Annotated in this window: 23 protein-coding genes; 7 read left to right on the forward strand and 16 right to left on the reverse strand. The window is 43.8% G+C overall.

What is annotated here, in order from left to right; translation table 11 throughout:
* The 5 genes from BM736_RS10760 to BM736_RS10780 form a co-directional block, all read right to left on the reverse strand.
* Positions 1-215 (reverse strand): transposase domain-containing protein (locus BM736_RS10760; protein WP_179079049.1); only part of this gene is annotated, 215 nt, incomplete at its 3' end.
* Positions 216-381: 166 nt separating this feature from the next.
* Positions 382-1,011: an OmpA family protein gene (locus tag BM736_RS10765; protein WP_256717827.1), complete on the reverse strand. Its 630-nt coding sequence runs from the start codon at positions 1,009-1,011 to the stop codon at positions 382-384.
* A gap of 222 nt (positions 1,012-1,233) precedes the next feature.
* A complete protein-coding gene (locus BM736_RS10770) occupies positions 1,234-1,647 on the reverse strand; it encodes a GtrA family protein (RefSeq protein WP_076411823.1) in 414 nt (137 codons plus the stop codon).
* Positions 1,644-3,041, reverse strand: coding sequence for a glycosyltransferase family 39 protein (locus tag BM736_RS10775; RefSeq protein ID WP_076411825.1), 1,398 nt, complete (start codon positions 3,039-3,041; stop codon positions 1,644-1,646). The genes BM736_RS10770 and BM736_RS10775 overlap by 4 nt, the downstream gene beginning before the upstream one ends.
* Entirely contained in the window at positions 3,038-4,057 is a 1,020-nt protein-coding gene (locus BM736_RS10780) for a glycosyltransferase family 2 protein (RefSeq protein WP_076411828.1), read from the reverse strand. Before BM736_RS10780 ends, BM736_RS10775 begins: the two co-directional genes overlap by 4 nt.
* 128 nt (positions 4,058-4,185) lie before the next feature.
* Between BM736_RS10780 and BM736_RS10785 the strand changes: the two genes are divergently transcribed.
* Both BM736_RS10785 and BM736_RS10790 read left to right on the forward strand, forming a co-directional pair.
* Entirely contained in the window at positions 4,186-4,896 is a 711-nt protein-coding gene (locus BM736_RS10785) for a response regulator transcription factor (RefSeq protein WP_076411830.1), read from the forward strand.
* Complete coding sequence (locus tag BM736_RS10790; RefSeq protein WP_256717783.1) at positions 4,896-6,182, forward strand: HAMP domain-containing sensor histidine kinase; 1,287 nt, start codon at positions 4,896-4,898, stop codon at positions 6,180-6,182. Before BM736_RS10785 ends, BM736_RS10790 begins: the two co-directional genes overlap by 1 nt.
* Here the strand turns inward: BM736_RS10790 and BM736_RS10795 are convergent.
* From BM736_RS10795 to BM736_RS10805, 3 genes are all read right to left on the reverse strand, one after another.
* Entirely contained in the window at positions 6,175-6,387 is a 213-nt protein-coding gene (locus tag BM736_RS10795; RefSeq protein WP_076411834.1) for a hypothetical protein, read from the reverse strand. The genes BM736_RS10790 and BM736_RS10795 overlap by 8 nt on opposite strands.
* A 247-nt stretch (positions 6,388-6,634) precedes the next feature.
* Positions 6,635-6,988 (reverse strand): hypothetical protein, encoded by a 354-nt coding sequence (locus BM736_RS10800; RefSeq protein ID WP_076411836.1) that lies wholly within the window; start codon positions 6,986-6,988, stop codon positions 6,635-6,637.
* A gap of 384 nt (positions 6,989-7,372) precedes the next feature.
* Positions 7,373-9,556 (reverse strand): OmcA/MtrC family decaheme c-type cytochrome, encoded by a 2,184-nt coding sequence (locus tag BM736_RS10805; protein ID WP_076411839.1) that lies wholly within the window; start codon positions 9,554-9,556, stop codon positions 7,373-7,375.
* Positions 9,557-9,978: 422 nt separating this feature from the next.
* Between BM736_RS10805 and BM736_RS10810 the strand changes: the two genes are divergently transcribed.
* Entirely contained in the window at positions 9,979-11,301 is a 1,323-nt protein-coding gene (locus tag BM736_RS10810; RefSeq protein ID WP_306170161.1) for a BamA/TamA family outer membrane protein, read from the forward strand.
* Positions 11,302-11,325: 24 nt separating this feature from the next.
* Positions 11,326-12,285, forward strand: a complete 960-nt coding sequence (locus tag BM736_RS10815) for a hypothetical protein (protein ID WP_076411841.1) — start codon at positions 11,326-11,328, stop codon at positions 12,283-12,285.
* A 63-nt stretch (positions 12,286-12,348) separates the two neighbouring features.
* Here BM736_RS10815 and BM736_RS10820 read toward each other — a convergent pair whose 3' ends face one another.
* Positions 12,349-13,152 (reverse strand): glycine zipper domain-containing protein, encoded by an 804-nt coding sequence (locus BM736_RS10820; RefSeq protein WP_076411843.1) that lies wholly within the window; start codon positions 13,150-13,152, stop codon positions 12,349-12,351.
* A 222-nt stretch (positions 13,153-13,374) separates the two neighbouring features.
* On the opposite strand from BM736_RS10820, the gene BM736_RS10825 reads away from it, so the two are divergent.
* Positions 13,375-14,322: a helix-turn-helix transcriptional regulator gene (locus tag BM736_RS10825; RefSeq protein ID WP_076411845.1), complete on the forward strand. Its 948-nt coding sequence runs from the start codon at positions 13,375-13,377 to the stop codon at positions 14,320-14,322.
* Positions 14,323-14,399: 77 nt separating this feature from the next.
* On the opposite strand, the gene BM736_RS10830 is transcribed toward BM736_RS10825, so the two are convergent.
* The 4 genes from BM736_RS10830 to mnmD all read right to left on the reverse strand — a co-directional run bounded on the left by BM736_RS10830 (position 14,400) and on the right by mnmD (position 18,820).
* Positions 14,400-15,767 (reverse strand): hypothetical protein, encoded by a 1,368-nt coding sequence (locus BM736_RS10830; protein ID WP_256717784.1) that lies wholly within the window; start codon positions 15,765-15,767, stop codon positions 14,400-14,402.
* 288 nt (positions 15,768-16,055) lie between these two features.
* On the reverse strand, positions 16,056-17,627 hold the full coding sequence (locus BM736_RS10835; protein WP_076411849.1) for a VCBS repeat-containing protein: 1,572 nt from the start codon (positions 17,625-17,627) through the stop codon (positions 16,056-16,058).
* A gap of 371 nt (positions 17,628-17,998) precedes the next feature.
* The gene (locus BM736_RS24875) at positions 17,999-18,115 is read right to left on the reverse strand and encodes an MnmC family methyltransferase (RefSeq protein ID WP_083700119.1); all 117 of its coding nucleotides are present in this window, start codon (positions 18,113-18,115) and stop codon (positions 17,999-18,001) included.
* Positions 18,116-18,136: 21 nt separating this feature from the next.
* Positions 18,137-18,820, reverse strand: coding sequence for a tRNA (5-methylaminomethyl-2-thiouridine)(34)-methyltransferase MnmD (gene mnmD / locus BM736_RS10840; RefSeq protein WP_083700077.1), 684 nt, complete (start codon positions 18,818-18,820; stop codon positions 18,137-18,139).
* Positions 18,821-19,262: 442 nt separating this feature from the next.
* Between mnmD and rarD the strand changes: the two genes are divergently transcribed.
* Positions 19,263-20,198, forward strand: a complete 936-nt coding sequence (rarD, locus tag BM736_RS10845) for an EamA family transporter RarD (RefSeq protein ID WP_076411851.1) — start codon at positions 19,263-19,265, stop codon at positions 20,196-20,198.
* Positions 20,199-20,208: 10 nt separating this feature from the next.
* Here rarD and BM736_RS10850 read toward each other — a convergent pair whose 3' ends face one another.
* Positions 20,209-20,802, reverse strand: coding sequence for a triacylglycerol lipase (locus tag BM736_RS10850; RefSeq protein WP_076412469.1), 594 nt, complete (start codon positions 20,800-20,802; stop codon positions 20,209-20,211).
* Positions 20,803-20,933: 131 nt separating this feature from the next.
* On the opposite strand from BM736_RS10850, the gene BM736_RS10855 reads away from it, so the two are divergent.
* Positions 20,934-21,941, forward strand: coding sequence for a class I SAM-dependent rRNA methyltransferase (locus BM736_RS10855; protein WP_076411853.1), 1,008 nt, complete (start codon positions 20,934-20,936; stop codon positions 21,939-21,941).
* 77 nt (positions 21,942-22,018) lie between these two features.
* On the opposite strand, the gene BM736_RS10860 is transcribed toward BM736_RS10855, so the two are convergent.
* Together BM736_RS10860 and BM736_RS10865 are read right to left on the reverse strand one after the other, a co-directional pair.
* Entirely contained in the window at positions 22,019-22,393 is a 375-nt protein-coding gene (locus tag BM736_RS10860) for a hypothetical protein (RefSeq protein ID WP_076411855.1), read from the reverse strand.
* 165 nt (positions 22,394-22,558) lie between these two features.
* Positions 22,559-24,586, reverse strand: a complete 2,028-nt coding sequence (locus tag BM736_RS10865) for an alkyl/aryl-sulfatase (RefSeq protein ID WP_083700122.1) — start codon at positions 24,584-24,586, stop codon at positions 22,559-22,561.
* Positions 24,587-24,635 lie beyond the last annotated feature (49 nt).

Consider the following 24,635-nt stretch of genomic DNA (forward strand, 5'->3'; position numbering starts at 1 on the left):
CAAACCTCTTTGATGGACTGGTTACGTATTAACCCCATCCAAAGCACGAGCCAGACTGCCTGCTGTGCAGGCAAACGGCGATTACGGATACTTGCCTTGTTGGCTGTGAGTAATGACTGCTCTATCCACTCTGAATCAATAGCCTCCATTACAGAACCATAAGACCCACTTTCTTCAACAGACTCATGAACTAGCTCAAGCTCTTGCGCAAACATAAAAAAATCCCCACCAGAATACTGGTAGGGATTATCTTTCATCTGCAGGATCGTTCAAGTCCTCTTAAACGATCGGCATTATCCATAAGGAAGCCATTATTAGGGGGACAGTAAAAGAAGATGCTCGCTGGACCTAAGGGTTTAACTCATCTCCCTTCGGCTGTTTTTAGCCTTGTGGCAGTGGGCTCAAGATAATTTCAACACGGCGGTTTTGAGCGCGTCCTTCTGCGGTACTATTGGTAGCAATCGGTCTAGCCTCACCAATACCTTCAGATTTAACTCGTGCATACTCTACCTTCTGGGCAACTAAGTAATTACCCACTTCAATAGCACGTATTTTAGATAAACGAAGGTTATACGATTCAGAACCTGAACTATCGGTATAGCCTAATACGTTTAATTGAGTTTGATCATACTCCTTGGCAACTAGAGCCACGCTATTAAGTACATTCTTGGCACCTGGGTTTAATTTCACCTCGTCGACACCAAAAGTCACCTCATTAGGCATATTCAGTACAATATTTTCGCCCGAGCGCGTCACGCTCACACCGGTAGATTGGAGCTGCTTTCTAAGCTCAGCTTCTTGAGTATCCATGTAATAACCGATACCACCACCTAATGCAGCACCAGAAGCAGCACCAATCAGTGCGCCCTTACCTCGGTCACTTTTACTTGAAGATGCAACACCAATAGCGGCACCAGCTATCGCCCCAATTAAGGCGCCATTAGTGGCTTTAGCATTTTGGCCTTCATTGGTGTACGGATTCGTTGTCTGACAACCTGAGATGAAGAGCATTGAGCATACTGTCGCTGCGCTAACTAGGATTTTTGTTTTTTTATTTATCATGTTCACTCCAGGCAAACAGCCAATAATATAGTGGCTTTGAGCCTATAACTTAATAATCATAACCCTGCAATATAACCCATATTGTCGCATAACCGCAGCGTGATACTCACCTTAAACTTCATTAATTTATTAATACAAACTTAATGATGAAATAGCACAGAGCATATACCACTAGCGAAAGGCGAGTTTATTTGCCCCAAGCCAGTTAATCACTAGACCTGCAAGCACGCCTATGGCTAAACACGCAGCAGACCAATAGGGAACATCTATAGCGAGTGAATTAAAAAAGTAGAACACGGACAGATTAACCATAGCCGCCAAGCAAGCAACAAGCGCACAAAGCGATAACTGCTTGCCTTTTTTCATCTTTGGCCGATGGCTAAAAGTAAAAATGCGGTTTCCCGACCAGGTAAAAATAACCGCAAAACCAAAGGCAGCTAATCTCGCGACGATCACAGGCCAACCAAGATAATGTGAGAATGATAGGAATAGCAGCATGTCTACAACAAAACCGCCGCCCCCTACCAATAAGAACTGCAAACCAGTTACCTCTTTCAACCCTGCAAGCTTAGATGGAAGCTTCATGGGTTTTCACAGAATAGCAGCGCTTTTCTTTTTCTTTGCGCTTGCAACTGGCAGTTAGCAAACACGCTAGTGTCCTGAAGTTGCTTTAACCCAACCACTAAATAATGAGGACTCATTTGAACCTGGCGATACTCCTCTGCATCTTTTACTAACTCTGCCTTTCCTTGACTATAAAAGCGGGAAGAGAACTCAAGGTTTTGCCAATAATAGGTAGGAAGCGCTTGAGTACGTTGCTGTAAAAGCCAACGGTCACTCTTATCTTTACTTGGGCCTAAACCTAATACAATTGCGGTGAGTAATAACAGAGCTGAGATAATTAAAGCTATCCCTTTAAACTTAGGCACTTCTGCCCCCGCCCACGCATGAGCGATTAACAAGGCAACGGCCGGCACGCCAGGAAGGACATAAGCTGGCAGTACGTTTCCAGCAAAAGTGAATAATATCATTGGCGATATCATCCAACTGACAAAGAATTTTGTCTGCAGATCAAGCCCCTGGCCTTTACGCCATAGACGCCATAAAGCGCGAGGAATAAATAGAGTCCAAGGCAGTGCGGCAACAGCAAAGAATAGCCAAATGGTGCCTCTAGGCTCATCATGTGCTGTGCCATATAGATCGCCCTGCCAGCCACTATCAACAAACCTTAGCCAGTGCTCTCCTAGAATGAAATACTCAAGAAAACCCGGTGTAGCCTGCTCAGCCATCAGATACCAAGGTAGACTACAGAGCAACATCAGCAGTAAGCCCGACACAAGCGGCACTCTTTTAACCAGCTCTCGCCAAGGCTTAATAGCACCAAAGCCCCAGACTAACCATAAGGCAACGGCTAAGCCCATAAGAACGAGTATGACAGGCCCTTTTGCCAATAAACCTATCGCTAAGCCCACAAAGCCTAAATAGCCCCAAGACTTGTTACCTTGCCAGCACAGGTAAAAGCCAACCATAGCCAGCGTCATACCGACAGTCAGCGCCATATCTGTCATGACTGCACCAGCACTGACATAAAACACCACAGTAGAGGTCAGAAGAATGGCGACTTTAAGTGCTGATAACCCCAACGTTTTAGCAAAATGTGCGGTTAATCCGATAACCACGACTGCAGCCAACCAATGAGGGAAGCGCACAGCAAACTCCGAAACGCCAAATAACTCAATGCCAGTTGCACTCATCCAAGTATGCAGGGGCGGTTTGCCCCAGAATGGCACATCATAATTAAACAGTGGTGTTAACCAGTTGCCTGTTTCGGCCATCAGTCGGGCCATCTCACCGTATCGGGCCTCTGTCGTATCCATCAATGGATAGATAGCGAGTGATAATAGGCGAACAAGTAACAAAATACTCAACACCGCCATTAACGGGTTGGCGAGCAAGGCCTTACTTAATCTGTTATTCATCGGGTCTGGTCCAAGTAACTGACATTACTCTTTGGCGTTCTATCTCGACCACTGACTTGATGAGTCACATCACCTATCACGTAGATTGGCCGCTGTTTTACCTCCATAAAAATTCGCCCGATATACTCTCCCATCATACCTAACGCGAGCAACTGAATACCGGCTAAGCCTAATTGGATAATCATCATAGAGGGATAACCTGCAACAGCATCTCCCCAAATGGACGTTTTCACCAGCACCCAGATACCATAAATGAAAGCACTTAACGCAGTGAGCAAACCTGCCCAAGTCGCCAGTCTTAAAGGTTTAATGCTAAAGGAGGTAATGCCATCCATCGCTAGCCCTACTAACTTGGGGTAATTCCATTTAGTTTCACCGATAAATCGAGGGTCACGATCAAACAGTATCGTCACTTGGCTAAAGCCAGGCCAACTGAGGATCCCCTTCATAAAGCGGTTACGCTCTGGTAATGAGTTAATACTATCGACAACTTGACGGCTCAATAATCTAAAGTCACCAACATTTTCAGGCACCGCAGAGTCGGACATTGAGTTAATCACTCGATAGAAAGCAGCGGCTGAAAAGCGTTTAAACCACGACTCTCCATGGCGCTCATCACGCTTCATGTTGACAACATCAGCCCCATCTCTCCAGGCTTCAAGCATCTGCGGGATCAATTCAGGTGGGTCCTGCAGATCGGCATCGAGCAAGATAACGCAAAGGCCTCTTGCCTGCTCAAGCCCTGCCGTCATAGCAGCCTCTTTACCAAAATTTCGGCTTAGTTTGATGCATTGATGCTCACTTACTGATAAAGGGAGTTGCTGCACCAGTTGCCATGTATCATCGCTGCTACCATCATCGATAAAGATAATCTCCGATGTCACAGAAACTTGTGATAACACTTTGCTTAACCGTTTAAAGAGAGGCCTGATAACCTCTGATTCGTTAAACATAGGGATCACGACGGAAAGGCAGATTTGCTGCTTACCATCATTATCATTTCCCAACTGTGTCATACTTGTCTCCCGTACAGGCTAAAAGAGTAAATTACACTATACAGCTTGATACACAGGCTGTGAAATTATTGTCATCGACATTTCTTCTACAGTCAACTGACACAATTCTAAATTTTAACGGAGCTCTCATGGATAGAACAAAGATACTCGTCGTTGAGGATAATCAGGATGTAGCGGGGATCCTTGCGGACTATTTTGAAGCCCAAGGTGCAGAGGTAGATTTTGCAACGAATGGGGAACTCGGGCTGTCATTAGCACTAAATGGCACGTTTGATGTCGTCATTTTAGATCTTATGTTACCGAAAATGGATGGTTTAACTGTCTCCAATAAGCTCAGAGAGCAAGGGTGTACGACCCCGATCTTAATGTTAACCGCACTCGATGATAAACAAGATCTCCTTAATGGATTTGCCTCCGGTGCCGATGACTATCTAGCCAAACCCTTTGACTTAGATGTGCTTGATGTCAGAGTGACCGCTCTGCTAAAGAGACAGCAAGGCCGGGTTGCCAAAGGCGTCATATCTTTCGGTGAAGTGGAATTAAATACCGCTGAACATCAGGTGTTTAGACAGGGTAGAAAACTCGCTCTTACCCCTGCTTGCTATCAAATATTGCAACTGCTTATCAATAAAGCACCTAATGTCGTCAAGCGTGAAGAACTTATTGAAGAGCTATGGGGTGATATGCCGCCGGGAAATGATATTTTACGCAGCCACATGTATCAATTGCGCAATCAACTTGATAAACCTTTCGATCACCCAGTATTAGTCACAGTACCAAAAATTGGCTTTAAGCTCCTGCAAGATCCAAGCAGTGATACAAACAACGGCGCATGCTAATGAGTCAAAAAATTAACTCCTCAACAAAGACTTTTACCAATAAGCTAAGCCTGTATTTTAATGGCATAGCCTTATCAATTGGTGTGCTGATATTTATTTTATCTCAAGCGGGTCTTTACTGGCTTGAGGATGAGATTAATACGCGAAATTTAAACCAAAGTGTCGACTACGCCATAGATAAGTTTCAACGAGGCGCTGAATCTCCCTTAGCCATCGGCCCAAATATTGTTGCTTATGACTCAGTATCTGACATACCTAAAAATCTTGGTCAGTTAGGAAGTTTCCCCATTGGTTTCAATGCCGAAATCACTGATGATATCGCCCAAGATATGTTTTTATCCCATCAAACATTCCTAAAAGATGGGGTGAAACACTCGTTATACCTAACCATGGAGGCAGATAGTGTTGAGCTGACCTCAAAAGAGTGGCGCCACATAAATATTGCGTCACTGGTGGTCATGATTATCCTATATCTTGCCTTTGATTTTGCTATTTCCAAGCTATCAAAGCGCCTCGTTCAGCCTGTCGATCACCTTAGCTCACAGCTAAAATCTGATAATAAAAATAAAAGTTTTTCAGTCCCTGGGAGCTCAGCTTCAGAGTTCACTCAACTTGCTGACACATTAAATAGTTACCACCAAGAAAACCAACAACTTATCAAGCAAGAGCAAGCGTTTGCACGATATGCTAGCCATGAGTTAAGAACCCCATTAACCGTTATTCTTGGTGCCTCTAAGTTATTAAAAAGGGGCGGCGATCCTCAGTTTCAAACACGCCAAACTGAACGGATCTGTAAGTCAGCCATTGATATGCAAAATACGATTGATGCACTGCTTAGCTTAGTGAAGCAGGAGCAATCTAAAGAAAACAGTCAACCTAGACGCCTACATGCGGCAGAGATTGAACGCCTACTCGAATACCTAAAGCCGTTAATCGACTCTAAAGGCTTAACCTTAGTTTTAAACCTATTAGATGAACCCTTAATCCGGCCAAGTGAACCTGTGCTGAAGATGTTACTCAGCAACTTACTTCATAATGCGATTAATGCCACAGAGTCTGGTGAGATAACATTAACGATTAGCAGCAACTTGATTGAAGTCCGCGATTCGGGTAGTGGATTAACTGAAGCCGAACACTCTTCAAATGGACATGGATTGGGCTTGCAGATAGTTGACGCTCTTTGCCAAAGGTATCACTGGGATTTTAGCTTGGTAGAGGCTAGTGGTGGTGGTTGTATCGCCAGTTTATCTTTTCAAGATCAACAAGTAGCAAGTAAATTTACTTAGTGCCTGACCTATGCCTAGATAAGCTTTCAAAAAACTTACAATTACGCTTTTTAAGGGTGTATTCACGAACTGTTTTCCACTCTTGGAATAACGCGAAGGCAAAGGCACCAAATACGGTGATCATGATAATCAACCCCAGTGAAGTGATAAACTGAATCGCTATCATGGCGTTGTAATCAAATACAGTAGGGTCGAAACCGATCATAAATCCTCCGAGGTCGTTAAGGGCTAACAAGATGAATAAAAATTAAAATCTATTGTCATTAGCCTGAATCAAACTACTGAGCAAATAATACACGGTAATAATTAACCTTAGCTGAATAGAATTATTTTAATGAGAGAGAATATCAGGAAATATAAATGATATTTATTAGCAATTAAGTGTTCATTGAAAAATAAAAAACATAAGCCAATAAGACTTATGTTTTTTAAGTGTCTAGACCATTAAAAGGTCAAAGTTCAGCTTTTGTTTGAAGTCTTTGAGCATGCACAAGTTCTTGATCAAATACACCTGAGTTCACAGCATGCATTAACTTAGCTTTCATCTCTTCAACTTTTAACCTAGGTACTCTGAGCCGTGAACATCCATGGTGGATCTGCTCCATAGTCAGAACTTTCTTACCTAGTTTCAAGGTCAATATTCTAAAGTTATCATCATCATCTTTGGCATCATGCACCCGAGCGCGCTCTCTACACTCCTCTAACGTCAATTCCCAAATACGCTTTCGAACTTTATTGCCAGCACCATTGTTAACCATGGCGTACTCTTGAAAACACTCAAGTGAACTTTTATTGGCAGTCCCCATCATTATCCCCCTGCATTGAATAATTGATTGTTAGCCGTTGTTATTATCTTTACAAATAGTGCAGTTACCATACAAGCAAATACCTATTTAGATATAGGTTATATTCCTTATCTAAGACACTTGTCTACAGTGTTCATCTGCTAGTGTGACCAAGCTCAAGACGAGTATCTTAAAACAGTGATCTTCATAGTATTCAGGGTTTTGAACTCATTTTTCTACTAATCAGTCACCACCAGAATTAGTGCATTAATTCTAAACAATGACTGTTGTTAGTCCTGTTAGAATACAAAAAAGGCACCCTAAGGTGCCTTTGCTTTTGCAGGAAAACATTTTGGAGCATAAACTCCTAGAGCTAGCTTAAGTGCCTCTCTAGGAACTTAACAATTACAGAGTAAAACCGTGGTGACCCATGATTTTCTCTGGGCTATGACAAGTTGCACAAGCTTCCTTAGCATCTTTTGCATTACCCGCATCATTCACATCAACGATATGATCAGCATCTTTGTTAGCACCGAAATAGCCACCGTTGCTTCTAACATGCGACATAGCAGCATCAGACATATACTTCTGGTGACAGCTCATACAAGCAGCTACATCAGGAGAGGCATAGAAGGTTTCTACCACTTCATCTGCTGCAGGGCTCTGAGTGCTTGGAATCGCATGAGCTTGACCTGCATTACGACCTAATTCGAAGCCATACTTCAAGCCACCGTATCCCTCAGTTGCTGAGTGACAAGTAGTACAGTCTGTCTTAAGGATTGTACCGCTTCCGCCATGGCCATTATCATGTCCTTCAGCTTTATGGGCCTTGTACATGAAACTGGTAGACTTAAGTAAAGCCGCGCCATTGCTCGCTTCACCATTGCCCTTAAGGCTCTTATCGTTGGTATGACAAGCAATACAGTTCACACCATTTGAATCATGGTAGAACTCATAGCTATGACACCCATGACAAGATGCAGTATCAACAATCGGACGACGCTCACCAACAACGGCTTCAGCATCAGCTAACACTGTGCGGTAAGCAGGAGTCTGTACATAAGCTGGGTAAGCGTTTTCAGCATCGCAGCTAGTACGTTTATCAGTCCCCTCTTCGAAACAAACTTTTAGTACAGGTAGCACTTCAAGTGAACGTGTTGCTACATCTGCAGGGAAGTTGATAGTAACAGCAACACTTACCGTGTTATCAGCATTCCAAGTCGCTTTAGTCTCATCTTTGATATCGATTCGACGCTCACTGTATGGTGCTTGATTATAATCTGGGTAGTCTTTCTCTACATCCCAGCTAACAACCATATAAGGTTTGCTGTAACCTTCCTTATAAACCTCATCCTTAGCAACTAACTCACCATTGGCATCCATAACCTTCATATCAAACTTAATCAGGTTAGCAGCATCGATAGTCACATTACTGACTTCTACACTGTAATCTTTAGCTGCTTTATAAGGGTTGGCTGCTTGAGTATGTACCTCAACACTGTGACAGTCAGTACATGCAAATTCAGGGTTCTTATCTGATTTATGCTGTGCTGGTGAATCAGTGTGACAACCACTACATGCATTAGCATTGGCATTGGCCAGCCATAAATCTTTATCTGCTAGCTCTTCGTCTTGCACATGACAAACCGCACAATCCATAAATGGCTTAGTTGGGAATGCAGGGTAATCAAATGCATGGTCACCGCCGTAACCCGCGATTGTGTAAGGCATAGGAACAACGTTGCCTTCTGCATCTTTACCTTCACGCTCTGGTCCCATATGAATCGCATGTACCATATGGCCTAGCTCAACAGATACAGCATTTGGATCAGAGACAATACCGTTATGGCATGACTGGCAGTTTTCTAGATCAAGTCTACGACCACCGTGAGCCTTAAGGCTGTCAGGCTGATGACAGGTGTAACATGTCTCAAGCGTCACTAACTCACGAGTTTCAAGACCCTCTGTGCCATTGGTAGCAGGGATCCAATCATAATGAGCATTTTCAGCTAGCTCATGACCTGAGTCATATTCAAACTGCATCTCGATTGCAATACGTTGAGTCAGCGCAGCATCAAATACCACACCAGCAGGATCAACAGCTGAAGTTAGATTAGTACTGAATGTATAGGTATAGGTACCATCTTTATGATCAACTAAACACTCTGCACAGTTTTTTAGCTGCTCAAAACCTTGCTCGAAGGTTGTACCAGCATCATTAGTTGTTTCATTTAATAGTGAAATCCACTGCTTTAAATCAGATCCTTCATTGGTCTTTAGCTGGGCTAACGAGAAGCGGAAATCATGAAATTCATTTTCAGCACTCAGACCGTGTAGTCCTACACCCTGTTTATTTTCCAGATCGAAATCAACGGTAATGATACCGTCTGCATATGTCGCATTGCTGATACTCGCTACTGCTTCAGCAGCCATATCAATGTGAATCCCTGAAGTCCCTGGCTCACCACCGCCACCAGGCTGACCATCTTCGCCATCCTTGCCATCTTCACCATCGCTACAACCTACGACTCCCATAGTCATAGCAGCAGCGAGCACTAACCATAATTTACTTTTTTTAGTATTTAACATTGCTCATCATCTCCGTGGAGTTGTTCAATATAATTATTTTGTGAACAGAGCAATATTACCCACAAAGTGGTACTTAAAACTTGAGCAAGCTCAAAAAATCATTAACAAGTTATTTACCACTAGTTGCAATTATTAACAGCTGGAAACATTGGCAAGCAATAAATAACAAGTCATCTCTCCAAACATTTCAAAAATCATCGACGCAGCACTTAAAAAAAACATTAATCAATCATTCAAGCAAACATTTTGAAGAAGCTATTCTGCTCGACTATTAATTACTAAGAGAAAACTTCAGCTGCAGCTAGATTATTTAATATAAACTTATTCAAAAGACTATACAGATGTGTATACTCCACATTTATTTTACGTCCAGTTTGTCATAGTAAAAGTCATAACAAATATTTAGCTATAGGGGAGAACACTTGAAATACATTCAAGTTCCAATATTAATCATTGTCATCGCATGTTGTTCAATGATGTCAGGTGCCATCGCTCATGAGCATTCGAGCTCGTTACCTACCAAGCATAGCCTGCTACCCTTTTTTGAAACTGTTGAACAAGCTGAATTAAGAAGCTATACCTATGATAAAGCAATAGATGAAGCCAGTGAGGCTCAAGACGATTGCAGCTCAGAGCCTGAGTGCGATCAGCTCAGCCTATATGAGACAGATCTCGAGTATGCCAAAAGCGCCCATATAGACAAAAATGGACTGGATATGTTCGACATTCTTGGTGGGCCGGCTTACTCACCAGAGGGCGGTATCATGGCTGCCGTCGGTGGGCTCTACTCATTTAAAACCGATCGAAACCAAGCCGAGCTGCAACGTTCAAGCGTCTCTCTTTTTGGGGTCGGCAGCAAAACAGACGGCGGTCTAGGTTACGGTATTCGCTCAAAGCAAAACCTATTTTTTGATAATAATGCTATCCGCTATACTGGGCATTTTTTACTCGCTAATCAGAGTGAGAACTTTTGGGGGGTTGGCCAAGTTGCAGGTGAACAACGGGAGCCGTCCGATGACACACTATTAGATAAGATGTCACTGACCTATAACGCTAACTTAGATTTCCAAAACACCTATGGTTTCTATATTGGCCCTGCGATAAGAATTAAGTACTTTGACCCCGATCAGAGCACATTACCTCCATCAGCGATTGAAGATGAAAACTTCCAAGCATTCAAAGATAAACCACTTTCTATAGGGCTAGGATTTAGCCTCAACTATGACAGTCGAGATGTCACAGTTAACGCCTGGGAGGGACAATATCTTAACTTTGAATACATTAACTATAATCCAGCTTTTGGCAGTGATAACCAATATGAAAAGGTATTGCTTGATCATCGCTACTACTTAAGCCTTAACCCGGGACGTGTATTCGCCTTCTATAACGCATTCCAGTGGAGTACGGGAGATGTCCCTTATTATGATATGCCTACGTTAGGTGGCCAATCTTCACTGCGAGGGATTTATCAAGGGCGCTACCGAGATAACAGCACCATTGAACACACCCTCGAGTATCGCCACACCTTTTTACGGGGCAACGGCGATCTTTCTGCCCACGGTATGACACTTTGGGCCGGTATTGGCGCTATCGCCGGCACTGATACCGATCTATACCAAGCACTCCTTTATAGCTACGGCATTGGCTACCGCTATGAACTCCAACCCCGAATGAACGTACGCCTAGACCTTGGACTTAGTGAAGATGGAAATGGATTTTATCTGACGTTTACCGAAGCTTTTTAATTCCATTTCCGAGATATAAATAACATGAAATACCCAATATTGGCGCTCGCCGCCCTCTGCACTTTTAGTACTTCAAGTTTTAGCAACGAAGCCACGAATACTGAAAATATGGATTCAGCGACAAGCGATATAGAGAGAGAACAACCCGAGCACTGGAGTCATCTACCTTTTCTTGGCGAAAAAGCCAGAGAGCTTGGCTATGAACTGCCAATTCCAGTCGGGATGAATTTCTACTACAACACCCAATCAGTTAACTACGACGCGACAGATAACTTCAATTTAGGATTAGAAGGCACTGGCTGGCTTGGTAATATCAACAGCGATGTCGTTATTCCAGCAGAAGATGTGGTGATCACAGGTGAAGATCAAAGCTTCCAACTAAAAATAGATGCTTGGGTACTGCCTTTTCTTAATGTTTATGGCTTGATAGGGCATACAAAAGGGGAGAAAAATATCCTCGCAGATCTGAGTAATGCAGAAGGATTACCCGGTGGTGGCTTTGAAGGTGTTGTCCTGCCAATCCCTATCGACTATACCGCTTATAATGTGGGTTTAGGTACAGTTTTAGCCGGTCAAGCAGAGATAATTCCAGGTATGCACCCGTTTATCTTTACCGGTGTTGCCGCGTTTACTAACTCCTGGACAACCACAACCGACAGTAAAATCCAAACTTATATCGGTTCAGTGCGCGTCGGACAACGTCACGATGTCTACGGTGGTAAGCTTGCTGTTATGCTTGGCTATAATTACCAGCTAATCAATCAGAATGTTACCGGTAGTTATGTCTTTAATGTGCCCTCACCTAGAGGCGCACCAGGCAGCTTAACCGTTGATTACGATGTTAACTTGGTTAGCTCGCAGAGCCACAATATGTCGGTAAGTATGGTGTATGACTTTGGCCCAAATAATGAGTGGAATATCTTTGCTGAGTATGGATTCCTCAACTGGGATCAACTCATCGTATCGATAGGCCGTAGGTTCTAACTCTCGTCACTAATGTATGATCAACAAGGGAGCTCACGGCTCCCTTGATGTCTACAGCGACTCTTATCCCTGACGAGTAAAACGATATGATTGTATCTGCTGCTCTTCGCCTTTAATTTGGCTGAAGGTATCGACTAAGAACACATCATTACCAATGAACCTTAACTCTAAACGCATGTTATTACGCTCATCGCCATTTAAGGTTTGTCCCTGAACATTCACAGGATAATAGCTGTATCTCTGAGTGGTACCATCTAACTCCCCAGAAAATCGCATCTGCTCATTATTACTAAAATTCGTTTTTAGGCTATAACCATCATTTTGCGTATAGGCGAGTTTCACTTTTCCATTTAAAGCATGAGGTTCACCATTAACAGCGAGTTCGTCGAAATTAAGTTCGGCAGCGGTTGTTTTTGCAAGGCTACCTGTTGCCGTCCCATTAGCTTCAATGCGCTCACCATTGGCATCAAATGCCCAAATATCAACTCGCCATTGACCTGTAAACGTATCTAACTTATCCCAATTTTGCATCGCAGTGGCTGCTGGTGTGGCTAAAGCAGTATTGCCCAGACCACTCACGTTGATGTTTTTAGTCGCGTTTTCATTGCGGTGATCTTCTCTATCATTTTGGTAATCCGCTGCAGCACCAGCTGCAGCGCCCGTCGCCGCACCTACCATAGCGCCTTTGGCTGCAAGGCTTGCATCGCCCATCGCCGCCCCCATAGCTAAACCAACTAAGGCTCCACCAGCCGCACCAGTTTTCAAACCACGATTTTGATCTCGTTCACCATCTTCACCGGTACTCGCGCAACCACTCAGAACAGAAACGCACAATGCAGCAAGTAAACTTCTTTTCAAATTTGTCATAGTGTATTCCTCGACATAAAGCGGTACATTGGTACCAATAGGTGTGTATGGCTATCATTCAGTAAGTGTGATTATTTAACCAGATGCCATGCGTCCACATTAGTGCAAGCGAAGGATAATTTAATTAACACATGCCTAGGTCTTTTAGCCCCATTGGTACAGCATGGGTTCAGCTTAAGTTATTGAGTTATCAGCGAAGTCTCCAACAGGAAAATGAATCTGATGAAATACACAGGGATCGATGAGTACTTACTTCAAAAACGCACTCAACAGAACCTTTCTCAAGAATCTTTGGCGATCGCCTTACAAGAGTTCAGTTCACAGTTCTCGGAGTTAGATTCATTGACAATAAGTCGCTGGGAGCGAGGACGGGTCAGCCCTAACATTCGAAGGCAAGTAGCACTGATGGAGTTTTTTGGCGATGAGCCACACTTGCTACTCTCCAATCCAGATTTTGAGTTGAAACAGCTGCCATCAATGTCAGCTTTTCAGCAGATGTTAGCTCAGCAAACTAATTACAACCACCTTATGGGCGCCCACCCCTATATCCCTCAAGATGCCCTCAACTTTGAAAGGCTTAACAAGCATTGTGATAACCTGGCTCAAAAATTAGCTTGGGTATGTCACTACCATAATAATTTAACCCGACAGCGTGAGCCTTGGACTGCTGAGTTTTTATCTCAACTAACTTCATTTCCTTCTACTGAAGTGCTCTTCTATCAAATAGACGATATCTTGATGGGCCACTCCATCTATATACGTGTCAGTGAGCAGACTCTATCGGACTTGCTCACAGGGAGAATACAAGAAACAGATCTCACCACTCAAGACTTTATCGCTAAGGATAAGCCTGCTTGTCTGTTTATGTTAACGGCATATATTGGTGGTCGGCAAGTTGCCGAAGATTACTTGCTATATCTGGTATTCACTTTAGTTGAAAATCCGCTCAACCTATCCTTAGGATATAAAGCCCGTAGTGATATCGGCATTAAGTTAATGGATTTTCTTTCTGGGGAGCGTTGCGGGCAAGGTGAGCAATTAAAAGACCGTCTAGATGGCGCTAAATACCTCGGGAAACGTTATAGCTATATCTCGTTTAACGTACACAGATCCGATCTGCTTTCCAGCCCTTTGATGCTCAATGTTATGCGTAATCATAGTCCTAGCTAACAAGTGAAAGAGTGCCCATGCAGGCACTCTTATCAGGGGCAGTTGCTCATGACTCAACCGATATCATTCAATCACCACTACTCGATAACAGCAACTTTATAACCTAGCGACTGTTCAGTATCTTGGTATAAAGCTAATGCATACTGACTGCCATCAAATTGCAGGGTCTGTGACTGATATAGCAAGGTCAGATTACCATTATCATCCTCATGAACCACATTAAGCTCATAGTCCCCTAACGGTATAGTGAGATAGGCGATATCGGCAAGCTCTACCCCATCAATTTTATACTCCGCAGAATCTATCGTTTCACTGTCAGCAACAAAGTAAAGACTTAGCTCATCAAAGTCATCAACAAGATTGGCGAAGCTTATTTCACTCTTATAAGCCCTAGGCCTAAGGTCATGTGTTTGCGTTAATCCTTTTATCTGCCCCTCAGCATCTTGGTAAATCAGCATAGACTTACTCTCATCCTGATTGAAAGTCACTAGGAGGTTATTGGCTAATAATTGCTGCGATTCAGTGTCAGTAATCGTCACACCATAGTCATCGAAATCAACAGCCTGAAAGTCAGTGCTCTGACCGAGCACAATATCTTCCATTTCAACATTACTGCCGTTATTCGAGACCTTAACATCCACCGCACTATGCTCGCTGAGACCATTGAACACTCTAAACTCAGCATTAGCCTCGATATTGGCATAATTATCAGCACCAGAGGTGGAGTCCACATTATCTATCGTGACCTTAAGACTCCCTGGCCCAAAACTGTCTCTAATAATCAGCTTGTAAACCGTTTGTGAGGTGAGAGAAAGCGTTGCCGTTGTGTACACAGGCACTAAGGATCCAGGTTCGGTCAGGTAAACAAGGTAATCTCCAGTATCTAAGGTCACCCCTGTAGTACTGCCTTTATAGCTCAGGTTATCGAGCAAGGTGGCATCAATAAACTCACGGCCATCGACTCCGATATAGACATCAAACGAATCAGCTTGCATTGCAACATGCCCGACAAGCAGTTGCATCTTGCTGTAACTCTCATCTTCATTATCGTTAAACTCATCCATCTCAGTCGTCTGATAGCTGATATCGATAAATTCAGGCGAATGATAATCACCGATCAACATAAAGAGATGATGCTCACCATTATTTAAATCAACACTCCCCTGATAGCTAACCAACTCATCGCCTATCTCATCTTCGCCAATGATCTCCAAATCAAACTCACCCGTTGAATACGCATACTTAGGCATAGCATTGCCATATTCCACCGCGGTATACAGGTAATCATCTAATGACAAACTTAAGCTAGTACTATTAGCTGATGCGTTATAGAGCTGAATATAGCTCGCATCCGATGAACTCTCTTCATCATCAGAGCTACAAGCTGTAGCCCCCATTAGCATTCCTGTAAGTAGGAATGCATATCCCCATAATTTATTTTTCAAAATTTAACTCCCTTTGACACGCATTTGTTATCGCCTTTTTACTCAGGCGTTAATTATGACAAGTGAAAGCGGTCAAGAAGTGTCAAGCTAAGTAATAGTAAGTAATAGTAAGTAATCCTGCCTTTTGATTTGTTAGCCATTGAATATCAAGGTAAGCAAACAAAAAAAAGAGCACCTATTGGCACTCTTTTTTGTTTTTAACTGTCGTGAATAATGTTATTTAAATGAAGCTTAGAGTTTGCACCGCTAATCGACAACGCCAGCTATTACAGATCTATATAAACAACCCTACCCAGCTAAAATAACCATAAACTTATTCTGCAATGGCTCATCGTCTTGTTGACCATATTTAATCAAGAGATCGTCTTTGCCATCACCATTCAAATCTTCACTGGTGACCATGCCGCCATCTTGAGGAAGTTTTACACCAACTTTGTCACTGTGCTTAGAGAAAAGTCGCTCACTGTCGCCGCCAAGAAAAACCTCCAGCGTATCATCTCCATCCGACAGTAAAAGATCTTGTAAACCATCACCATTAAGATCGGCAAGCTTAACGACTGGGCTGCCGCTTTGGCCAGATGTTAAGCTAAAGCTTAACTCAACCTCTTTAGTCGCATTCGCATCTTCAGAAAACTGGCCCTCTTCATCCATCTTAAACAGATAAACATCTTGGTCTATGCTGCCAGAGATTAATGCACCAATGATTTGTGACAAGCCAATATCAAAACCCGCCACCAGTACTTCATCTTTCATATCGCTATCGATATCGATAAACTCAAGCCCAGTTAGCGTTCCATCGGCTCTTATGACACTGTTAGGTTTTTTGGGAAAGGTCAGCTTGCCCTTTATGTTTTCACCTAGGTATACCTCATAGTCATTAACTCGGTCGAGTACGCCTGAACTCTTGGTATAACGTACGACCATATCCGTCAGGCCATCATTATTAATATCCTTAAGCTCCTCCACTTTTCGGTAAACAAGATCGCTTTGATCTAACTGTTCACCATAAGCATCTCGCTTATTCCACCAATCCATACCGCTAATGGCCAAACGCACCGAACTGTAGCTAGCGATATCATCAAAACTACCAGACTCTTGCTGAGCATAAACCTCAAGTTCACCTTCACCAATTTTGACAATATCCGGTTTTCCATCCAAGTTTATATCTGCACTATAGACCTTTGATTCAGTGTAACGAGCACCATTATTATAAAGCCTAACTTGAGGCTTAATAGGAAGGTTTTGTCGCTTGAATCCGCCCTCACTCTGGGCAATAAAAAGCTCAACTTGAGAAAAGTCAGAGATAATAATGTCATCGAGTCCATCGCCATTAAGATCACGAATAAAATCGCTATCACTGATATGCGCTGGACGTGACTTTAAAGACATAGAGTGGATATCGGCAACGACCTGAAAGGGATTGAGCTTGTCACTTGGAACGAATTTATAGAGGTGATGACTCGAAGCAAACATCAGCTGCTGTAACTTATCTGCTTGAGCTGAAGATGCGTCATCACGTTGGGTTAAATCAAATCCCCAAAACTCGCCAGTCAGTTTGGTTTTCGATACCTCAGCATATTTACCGAGTGCTTTATCAAAAGCAAAAACACTCAGCCACTTTTGCTGCAAGCCATCCACACCAAACGTAATCAACTCTTTCCCATCGCTTGGTAATATATTGGCGGGTAAAATGGGATGAGTCAGGTTATAGGAGGCCTCAACATGATGAGACTCAAGTACCACTTCACTATTCTTCGAGGCTGCATGCGCACCAAATGATGCCACTGCAATCATAGGTGCCAACACTGAAAGTGCAACAAGCACCGATGAGCGAGGTAAACCGCCTGTTCTATTTTCCATCTGCCACTAACTCCATTTAAAGTCCCGATATGATCGCGATAACACTCATATTCTTGAGTGTCTAATCTATCGACTCTGAAAAAAAAAGAAAGTTCAGTTAATCAGATGTTACAAACTAATGGTTCAAATGAGGAGGAATCTACAAATAGGCGCAATATTAGCCTTCTTAACAGCATCGAGCTTTGATGGTCACCCTGCATTAAGAAAGCATTATCATTGCGCTTTAGTGGTCGCTATTTCCATACACGAGTCATCTCACGTCGACCTAAGGCGCCAGGATAGGCTTTCACCTTAAAGCCCGCCGCTTTTAAGTTGCGCTTAAACTGCCTATTGATTGCCGCAGTAGGAATATTCCCAGTTCCGCAGCATACCTACTTCCACGCCCGTGTCATCTCACGTCGACCAAGTGCTCCTGGGTATGGCTTTACTTTGAATCCCGCCGCTTTTAAGTTGCGCTTAAACTGCCTGTTGACTGCCGCAGTAGGAATATTCCCAGCTCCGCAGCATAGCTACTTCCACGCCCGTGTCATCTCACGGCGACCAAGTGCTCCTGGGTATGGCTTTACTTTGAATCCCGCAGCTTTTAAGTTGCGCTTAAACTGACCATTAGCGCAATAGGATACCAACATGCCGCCTGCTTGCATCACAGGAAACAGCCTATCGAAATTGTCTTGCTGCCAAAGCTCCGGCTGTTTACTCGGCGCAAAAGCATCATAGAAAACGAGGTTTATTGAGTCTGTATCACCAGTAAAGTCCTGCAACTTGCCATGTACCTTGTGCAGGATAAAACCTGGAATGATCTCCACATCACAATCCCAAGGCGCTTGGTGTAACTTATCGAACAGTACAGCAAGTTCAGGGGTAAATCCGGCCTTATAGTTAAGTTGAGCGACCACATCCATAGGGATGGGATACGCCTCAATAGAGGTAAATCGAATTGGCCTCTCTATCTTACCTGTTTGAGATAAAGCGCTTTTTAACGTCAAGATGGCATTCATGCCAGAGCCAAAACCTAGTTCAAGAATATCGACTCTGTTGAAGTCTGGAGAAAGAGCAGCAAAGCCTGCATCAATATAGACATGTTCAGACTCACTCATAGCACCGTTGTGAGCATGATAACTATCATCAAACAATGAACTCATCAGCGTATGAGAACCATCTTTTGTCATCTTAACTTCAATCTTATTTTCCACTCACTCATCCTACTTGTCGCTAAAGCAGCAGGTTGTTCGCCTGCAAAAATCATAATCATTCACTTGGGGATTATACCTGAAATTGTATCACTCTTGGTTCAATTGGCTTGCTATCAATGACAAGGTTCCCCTAGGCAGAGGCCAGCCCCCTTTAAGCATTACTGTAAACAAAAGTGGTAGGTTAACAATCTGTAAACAAGACGATTCATCGATAAGTACAGAAAAACAAATAACCACAAAAATACCTATTAAACAATAGGTTAAACAAGCCAGACTTTAAAGTGTTAGTTAGTAAATTTAACATCTGTCAGCCATTAAAAACTTCCCTTTGATAATCCCAACTATGTTGATAGTATCTGCCTATTCACTCGAGCCTAATACCACTCGGTATAACCATAAAAGTTTCATTTTCATCATCCTAAGTCGTTTTGGATACAGCCCTATGCCACACACAAGTCGCCCGACATTCCAAGGCAATGCACTTGCCGCCTTTGCATTTATTCTTTGGGGATTAATGCCACTCTACTTTCAGATGCTGCCTGGTGCAGATACCAATGAGCTGCAGGCCTTTAGGATCACTTTTTCAGTACCATTTATGCTGTTAGTGATTCTCGTTTTAGGAAAAAAGCTGCCCTCTTTAGCTGCGCTTAAAGCTGATAAGCGCTCGGTAGCCCTTTGTGGCCTCGCCGCAGTCATCATGTGCTTCTCTTGGTATAGCTTCACTTGGGCTATCACCCACGGGCAGGTCCTTGCCGCCAGTCTTGGCTTCTTTATTAATCCTTTATTTGCCATAGGGCTCGGGGTCGTGTTTCTTGGGGATAAACTGTCCAAAGCGCAATCACTCGCTGTGATATTAGGCATTTGCGGGATCAGTTATATGATCTTTAATTACGGCGAATTGCCTTGGCTATCTCTGTGTATGGGCGGATTTTTTGCGCTATATGGCTTATGTAAAAAGTTTATTCGATTCGACTCCATGACCTCTGTGACACTCGAGGCGGCGCTTCTTATGCCTATTGCACTAAGTTATCTACTTTGGCTAGGGCTATCTGAGCAAAGCACTGCTTTAGCAGGGCTATTTTCTGAAGTGCAAGCCTTTGATTGGCGACAACTCTTTCTGTATATGGGAACGGCTCCCGTGACCTTGATGCCGCTTATCTTTTTCGCACTCGCTATCAGCCGTACTAGCCTGTCTATGATAGGTCTAATGCAATATATCGAACCTAGCATGCATTTTCTTTTAGCTGTTTTGCTATTTAACGAGCATTTTGATCAAGTCAAAGCGGTCAGCTTCGCCTTAATCTGGACAGGATTATTGGTCTGTTCGTTAGAAGCTTTGCCAAAGCTTAGGCGCAAACATGCAAGTGTTAAATCATAAGAGAAGAGTCTTAGCTCTCCAGCCGACATAAGATCTCATCAACTACTTTTTGACTGAAGATCATCGACATATGCAGATAAACACTAAATTGTTTATTCGTCGCTATAGCCCAATATGAACGGCTAGGCGCTACGGTATAATCTATTGCAGCACTGTATGAGTGGAGCGAAAGTTCACTCAAACTAGCAGCCGTTTTATCGAGTAAGCTCAGTAACTCACTCTCGGGTCTAAGCTGCTTGAATGCTTTAGATGGATAGGGAAGGTAAGCCATATAACTGCCAAGATGTGGACTTGAGATAGTGAACAGGTGGGTGGTCCGCACGCTCCCCCCAAGTTGCTGCAGATAAAAGCGGGCAACTATCCCTCCCATACTGAAGCCGATAATCACAATTTTTTCATCTTCACCGAATTGAGCGATAATCTGTTGTTTAAGCTTTTCAGCCGCATACTCTATACCTTGCCCACCATCGAAGGGAGATAAGGTTGGCGTGAAACAGTCAAAGCCCTGAGACTGAAACTGCTTCTTCATCCACCCCATCACTTTGCCGGTATTGAATATGCCGTGGACCAAAATAAGCTTAGGTTTTTTCTCAATTATGCTCATATCTGCCTCGTTGAACATGTAAGTCTCATTTTTATCAGGCCCGACACCGATTTTAACGGGCTATTTTGTTATCATTACACTCAGGCAACTGCCCACCAACCCATATTAGCCATTTAACTGAGTTTTTTACCATGACCATCTCCGCATTATTAGCCACCGCGCTCGAAAAGCGTCACGATCTGCTTGCCCAAGCAAAAGAGCGCAATACAGATTGTTATCGGGTATTTCATGGCACTGTCGAAGGTATCAATGGATTAAACATCGACAGATATGGCGAGGCATGGTTAATTCAGAGCTTTCATCAAACCTTGACTGATGACGAATTAAAAGAGGTCAGCGACTCGCTCACTCACCTTGAGCCGTTACCCGTTATCTACAATGACCGCTCAGATAAAAACTCGCGTGTAATGAACAAGCTTGATGTCATTAATGATGATTTTGCTAACCAAGCCCAAGTTATGCATGAAAACGGCATCAAATTCACCTCAAAGCTGCGCCATGAAGGGCAAGACCCCTTGCTGTTTCTGGATATGCGTAAAGGCCGTGAGTTTGTTAAAGCCAATAGCCAGAATAAAACAGTGCTTAACCTATTCTCCTATACCTGCGGCATAGGCACCGCTGCAGCGGTTGGTGGTGCAACTCGGGTGATGAATGTCGACTTCTCATCATTTGCTCTGGCGGCAGGTAAAACCAATGCAGAGCTCAATGGTGTCAGCGATGTTTGTGAGTTTGTCCAAAGTGATGCTTTTCCTGCGCTTAGACAGCTGGCAGGGCTTAAAGTCGGCGGACGCCGTAACCAAAAGCTACCTAAATACCCTAAGTTACCCACAACACAGTTCGATCTGGTTTTTCTCGACCCGCCACGTTTTGCTAAAAGCCCATTTGGTATTGTCGATCTGATCAATGACTACCAAAGCCTATTTAAGCCAGCCCTACTCACCACCAAATCAGGTGGCACCATAGTCTGCTGCAACAATGTGGCTAAAGTAGATCGTGATGCTTGGTTTAACGCACTCGTTCGTTGCGTCGAAAAGCAGGGGCGTACGGTGAGCCAACATAACTGGCTAGATTGCCATGAGGATTTCCCATCATTTGATGGTAACCATCCACTGAAGATGGTCGCACTGACTATAGATTAATACCTATCAGATACGCCTACTCTGTACGCCTAGATGTCGTTGACCGCTAGGCGTTCTCTTATGTCTATTCGATAAATTTAAGCAGTCAAACCCGCTTTAAAAAACTGGCTGGTCACACGCAGCTCATAAAATAAGTGATTAAGTTGCTGCTGCTGCACGTCTGTATCGACTAATCTAGTAAGGGCACTGAGCGGTTTATAGATATTGTCTAAACACCAAATACGCCAGTGTCCCTCTAGCATATCATCAGACAAGGTATCTAACAGTAAGCGATACTCAGCCATATAGAGCAACCAAGCTTCCTCTTTGCTCCCTCCCATCCCTGCTTCCTCCATCGATAGCCAGATGGGGATCAAACCTGGGTTGTCAGACTCCTCAGCATAGCGAACCTTATGGCGTAGCATATTGATGGCAGGATCTTGACTGTCAAACTGTGGGAAACATCTACTCATAAAACGACTTAATGGGAATGACAACTCCTTGCATTAGGTCGTTTTCTTTTTAATGAGTCAACACAATTTACCTTAAGGTGCTTTGTCTATACCGCTTATTGTGATGCAGCCCACCATTGAGGTGGGCACTCATTGTCAACTCAAGCTAAACAGGTTAACACTCACCTAAGGCGTGACGATATTGAACACACCTTTTGGCTTATCTAATAACCTAAAGAATCCGATTAAATCTAACTTACTGCCTTGAATGTTCAACTCATCAGAAAACAGCAGATCACTCGCCCCTGCAGTGCCGATAATCAGATCAATAAACAGTTCATGGCTGATATTTAAGGTCACGTTGGCATTAGGCGCCTTGGCTGCTTTTTTATGGTGCAGCACTGAGTTTTTCAGCTCTAACACATAGTTTTCATTCAAGTCAGTGAAGGTAATATTAAGCAGGTAATGTTGACCAAACGCATCAGGGCCTATCACACGTGACGCCATAGATTGCAGAAAGTTCTCTACAGGAGATCGCAATAAGATCTGCTTCATAGAGACAAGATCGATCCCCTTCTCTGGCGCACCATGACGCAGTTCAAATGCAGCCGAGAGATACACATCGCGCCAGGCTGCAGATTCAGCCTGATAGCCAAGCTGATCATAGGCCTTAGCCAGCAGCGCTTTAGCTTGCTGATTAGTACTATCAGCAAAAACCAGTTTATTGAGCAGCTCTGCCGCCCAGCGATACTCCCCTGCAGCAAAGGCTTGCTCGCCATGGGTAAGCACAGCAGCGTTGCCGCCCATTAACTCAATATATTTTTGTGCCGATTGAGAGCTAGGCAGAGGGTCTAAGTTAGCCGGGTTTGCGTCATACCAGCCAAGGTAGGCCTGATAAACCGCCTTGGCATTATGTTTAGCGGTACCGTAATAGCCTCGACTGGCGAAGGTATTAGCCAGCGCTGGTGGCATCTCAATCGCTTCTGCTATCTCAGCAGGCGTCAGCCCCTGATTGAGCATACGTACTGACTGATCATGGATATATTTATAGGTATCTCGCTGCTTAACTAAAAAATCAGCAATAGCATCTCCACCCCATATCGGCCAATGATGACTGCCGAAATAGACCTTAGCCTCTTGCTGATTAGTGAGTGCCTCATCGATCGAGCGACTCCATTCCAGTGCATCCCTCACTTTTGCACCGCGTAAGGTATAGAGGTTATGCATGGTCTTTGAGACAAGTTCAGCGCCGCAATAAGCCTGATGCTGCGGTAGATAGAAGGTAAACTCAGAAGGCGCTTCAGTGCCTGAAACAATTTGAAATTCAAAGGGCACCCCATCGATAACCTTAGCCTCATCAGTCTCTACCGTAATAGTCGGAGATAAAATACTAAAGGTGCCAAAGGCAGGCTCTTTACCTAAGCCTGAATCGATATGACCCCGAGCCGTTCTCGGCAGCTGCTTACCATACATATACATAGCGCGGCGACTCATGGCGGTCCCCGCCATCACATTCTCACTGGTGGCTTCATGCATAAAGCCACCCGGCGCCACGACCTCAATGGCAGCAACCTCTTGCTCTGACAGTGTATCAAGCAAGCCCAGTGCTCCGCCAAAGTGATCCATATGGCTATGAGTAAAAATGATGCTAGAGATAGGTCGCTTGCCTAACTGTTCATTGATAAAATCCAAGGCAGCTTTGCCCGTCTCAGCGGTCGTCAAAGGGTCGACGATTATCCAGCCTTTTTTACCTGCAATAACGGTCATATTGGCTAAATCGAAGCCACGAAGTTGATAGATCCCCTCCGTCACCTCAAAGAGGCCATCGATATTGTTCAAACTTGCTTGGCGCCATAAGCTTGGGTTAACAGTCGCAGGTGCCTCCCCCTGAATAAAATCATAAGCTGGCCTATCCCAAATTTTCTTGCCCTGAGCATCAAGCACCACCAGCGCTGGCAGCTTGGCGATAAAGCCTCGACCTGCGTCGGTGAAATCTTGCTTATCTTGAAAAGGCAGCTGAGACATGAGCCCCGAGTTTACCGCTAAGGTGTGACTTGTTGCTGGTGTAAATCCATAAGCGTCAATAGCATCCTCAGTAACAGGTGTTACCGACGCTGCGGGGGCTGAGTCGACTGAGGGTTGGCACGCCACCAGCCACATTGCGCTTAACCCAGGCAATACAAGCTTGAGTCTACGCGCGACTTTTGTACCCATTTTTGCACTAATTCTTACGCTATTTTTTTCACTAAGCTTTACACTGGGG

This window comes from Shewanella sp. UCD-KL12, assembly GCF_001957125.1.
Taxonomy (GTDB): Bacteria; Pseudomonadota; Gammaproteobacteria; order Enterobacterales; family Shewanellaceae; genus Shewanella.